Source organism: uncultured Campylobacter sp., from assembly GCF_938031315.1.
Taxonomy (GTDB): Bacteria; Campylobacterota; Campylobacteria; order Campylobacterales; family Campylobacteraceae; genus Campylobacter_B.
Window position 1 is genome coordinate 1 of sequence record NZ_CALHHT010000072.1, and the last position, 3,874, is coordinate 3,874.

The 3,874-nt window shown below is 45.9% G+C and carries 2 protein-coding genes; both read left to right on the plus strand.

Features of this window, described 5'->3' with window-relative positions; genetic code table 11:
• The first annotated feature begins 225 nt into the window (after positions 1-225).
• Positions 226-2,232, plus strand: coding sequence for a TonB-dependent receptor (locus Q0236_RS02020; protein WP_297914449.1), 2,007 nt, complete (start codon positions 226-228; stop codon positions 2,230-2,232).
• 490 nt (positions 2,233-2,722) lie between these two features.
• Entirely contained in the window at positions 2,723-3,790 is a 1,068-nt protein-coding gene (locus tag Q0236_RS02025; RefSeq protein WP_297914451.1) for a hypothetical protein, read from the plus strand.
• The last annotated feature ends 84 nt before the right edge of the window (positions 3,791-3,874 follow it).

Genomic DNA, 3,874 nt, shown 5'->3' on the forward strand with positions numbered 1-3,874 from the left:
TAAGCAATCTTCAACGCACGATGTCGATTTTTAATGAAAAGATAGAATTTAGAAAATTTAAATTCTAGCGATTAAAGGATCGCTATATATTTTTCCGAAGCGCCCTTCGGCTTGGGATTTACGGCGTAAAATTTTAACTTTTTAAAATATTAAATTTAATATAAATTTAATATTTTTTGTGATTAAATTTCGCAATCGTTTATCATAATATCCAAAGGATCAAAAATGAAGTTATCTTATGTTGTGGCGGGGGTTTTGCTATGCGGCGCCTTGAGCGCAGACGATACTGCGAGCAAGGACGTAAATTTAGGCACGATAATCGTATCGTCGAATTTTAAAAAATCTATCTTGCAAGAGCCCACGAAGGTGGAGATCGCGGGTAAAGACACTATTTTAGAAAACGGCGACATCGCAAAATCGCTTTTGAACTTAAGCGGCTTTTCGATGGAGCGCAAGGGCGGAGGCGGCAGCGAGGTTTATTACCGCTCGCAGACGGCGTCCAGACTGCCCGTGCTCATCGACGGCAGCACGCTAAACGGCGGCTGCGGCATGCGTATGGATACGCCCATCACCTACATCTCGGCGCAAAACTACAACTCCGTGCGCATCGTCAAAGGTCCGCAGGACGTCAGATATGGAGCGCTCATCAGCGGCGGTATTTTCTTCGATCGAGATATTTTAAGACTAGATAAAACGCAATTCGGCGGGAATTTTAGCGTGCTAGGCGGAAGCTTTAGACGCTTCGAAACCGTAGCCGACGCCGTCGTGGGCAATGAATGGGGCAGCTTGCAGATCTCGGGCGGGCATTATGAAAGCGGCGACTATAAAAGCGGCGGCGGACAGAAAATGCATACACACTATAAACGTAACAGCGTCTCACTCGTAGGCACGATCACGCCTACCGATTCTACCGCCATTCAGCTTAGCACGGATCTGGGCGAGGGCGAAGCGGCGTATGCGGACAGGATGAGAGACGGCGTGCAGTTTGACCGTAAGTCTTTCGGACTCAAATTTGAACAAGACGTCGGCGAGCACAAGATCAGGCTAAGCTCGTATTATCATCAGATCGACCATATAATGGACAACTTCACCATGCGTCCGGTGGTGCCGGGCACGGGGCGCGGCAAGGGATATAGCATCAGCCACCCGATACGCGATATGTACGGCTTTAAGCTAGAAGGCGAGCTAAATTTCGACAATCTAACAAGCTATCTTGGCGCTGGGTACTCTGAGGATGTATTTAAGTGGAGAGGCGCTGGAACGGGCGGAGCCGGCGTATCTAAAGCCGAAATGGACGCAGCCGTATCAAAGCCGCACGTAAAAGAGCGCAAGGTAACGTATAAAACGATCTACACTCAAAACGAATATGTCCTAGAAAACGACTATGGGCTTTTTGGCGGACTTAGGCTGGACGCGGGCGAGAGAAAACTGTTAAAAACACATAAGAGCAGGAAAGAAAATTTATTCTCAGGGTTTTTTAGATACGAAAAATATCTGCAAAATTTAACGCTTTATGCCGGGTTAGGGCATGCACAAAGACTACCTGATCACTGGGAAACGAACAAGGACGCGAACTTAGAGCTACGTAAAGAAAGAAATACTCAGCTGGATTTTGGCGCCGTACTGAAAGATCAAAATTACGAACTAAGCGCAAATTTCTTCGTCTCAAAGATGGATGATTATATCATGCTAAAATATAATCCTATGGGCATGTCCTCAGACGCCTTTAATACCGACGCCCTGCTATACGGCGGCGAGATCGAGGGCACTACGCTGCTAGCCGATATGTTTAGGCTGGGGGCGGGAGTATCCTATGTCTACGGCAAGGTGACTAAAAATGCAGGAGGCCTAAAAGACGGCGACGCGCTGCCTAAGGTTTCGCCTCTAGCGTTTAAACTAAGCGCCGGTTTAGAAAAGCCAGACTGGTTCGTCAAAGCCGACTTCTACACTAACGCGTCGCAAAACCGCGCGCAAAAAGGCTACGGCGACGTAGGCGGCATGGACCTGGGCAAGAGCGATAGCTTTTGGACGCTGGGGCTAAGCGCGGGCTATAAATACAAAAATTATCAATTTTTGCTAGCGGCGGAAAACCTAAACGACGCCAAATATGCCTATCATAACTCAAAAGGCGGCTACGGCGGCGGTATCGCAGGCTACGAGACTATCCCCAACGGCACGAGGCTTTATGAGCCCGGCAGAAGCTTTTGGGCGAAATTTAAAGTGCATTTTTAAGGCCTAGATCGTCCGGATTTGGCGCGTTTTAGATTTTGTATCGGATTGGGCGACACCCCATTTCGGCGCACTGCGCAAGGACTGTGCGAGCTTGCAAACAGACGCTAAAGTATAGATAAAATTTGCAAGTGCCTTGAGCAGCCGAGCTCGCGCTAAATTTGTACGGCTAGGCGCGGCTTTTGTCGTCCGAGCCTTTTTTTCCGCACGGCGTCGAAGCCTCGGTGCGGCCCGCGGCGGATATGATACTTATTCGGGCGTGATCTCACGCGACAAGCGCCGGCACAGAAGGCGGTTGTGCGATTTGAGATGAAATTTGGCCCGCAGATCAGCTTAAAGCTTTGTACAAAAAGGCGGTTTCGCGGCGCCTGATCCGTCGGCATCGTTTCGGTTCGTCGGGCTTGCCTGCGCGCGACGGACGCGCGGTAAAATTTACTGAGCTTTAAGCGGCGAGGGCATAAAATGGCGCGTCCAAAATTTAAAGGCAGCAAAAATGGATCAAGACAGGCTTGAGGAATTAAAAAGGCTACTACAAAAGCGGCATCAAGAGCCGAAGCTGGGCTTGAAACAAAATTTTAACGGAAAAAATTTTAAAATCTCAAATTCTGAAATCCAGAATTCCGAAGTCTCTAATTTTGAAGTTTCGAATTCTGAATTCCTGAATTTTGAATCCCCGAATTCCGAAGTCTCAAATTCTAAATTCTTGAATTATAAATCTTCAAATTCCGAAGCTTCAAATTCTGAAACCAAAAATTCCGATCCTGACGCTTTAAATTTAGAAGCCGAAGCGGATCAGAATTCTGCCTATGAAAATAACGCAGAGCCGCAAAATTTTATATCGGATGACAACGGCTCTTTGCAGCAAAATTATAAAGCCAGAGACTACGACAAAGATCCGCTAATAATAAAAGACTATGCTTTTTACGACTATATGAAATATTCCACGATTGCTACGCTTATAGGATGCTTATTCTTCATCTCGGTCGTTACCGTAGTAAACCCCATTGAGCCTAAAAATTTTAGACTACTCCCTTTCGCTTTGGTAATGTTTTTTATCAGGCGAAAGCAACAAAAGGGCGTCTATTTCGTATTTAACGATTCGGATATTAAATATTACAAAGAAGATAAAGCTTATAAATCTTTGAAGCTTGAACAAATCGGCGCCGTTGCGATTAGTTTTGATCCGCGCTGGGACCGGCGGCAGAGGATAAGCATACCCGAAATGCTGTTTTTGTCGCTTTGGCCTTTGGGCGCATACGTTATGCGCGGAATGCATGCGATGATCGCGCTAATTTCGATGATAGCAATTAGCCTGTTTGGAGCGAGTATATTGATGCATCTTAAAAATGGCAGTTTCAGATGCTTAGGCGTCTATGACCGACTTGTGATATACGGCGAAACGGGCGATCTTAGAATTATAAATATTTTGATTTATAGCAAAAAAGAGTATCTGGAATTAAAAGAGTATTTTATGCGCAAAACGCATATAGATTTGGATAGCGTCCCGCGTACCTTGTCGGTATTTAGTAAAAAGGTAAAATTTAGAAAATTTAAATTTTAACGCTCCGCTTGGAATTTTGCCTTTAAAATTTACGCGCTAATCCTCGCTGCTTTCATATACGCCGAGCTCTACGAGATTGCCGTC

What these genes read in the sequence shown, in the direction of transcription:
- Q0236_RS02020 (WP_297914449.1), top strand. Translation starts at nt 226, where the DNA reads ATGAAGTTATCTTATGTTGTGGCGGGGGTTTTGCTATGCGGCGCCTTG.
- Q0236_RS02025 (WP_297914451.1), top strand. Translation starts at nt 2,723, where the DNA reads ATGGATCAAGACAGGCTTGAGGAATTAAAAAGGCTACTACAAAAGCGG.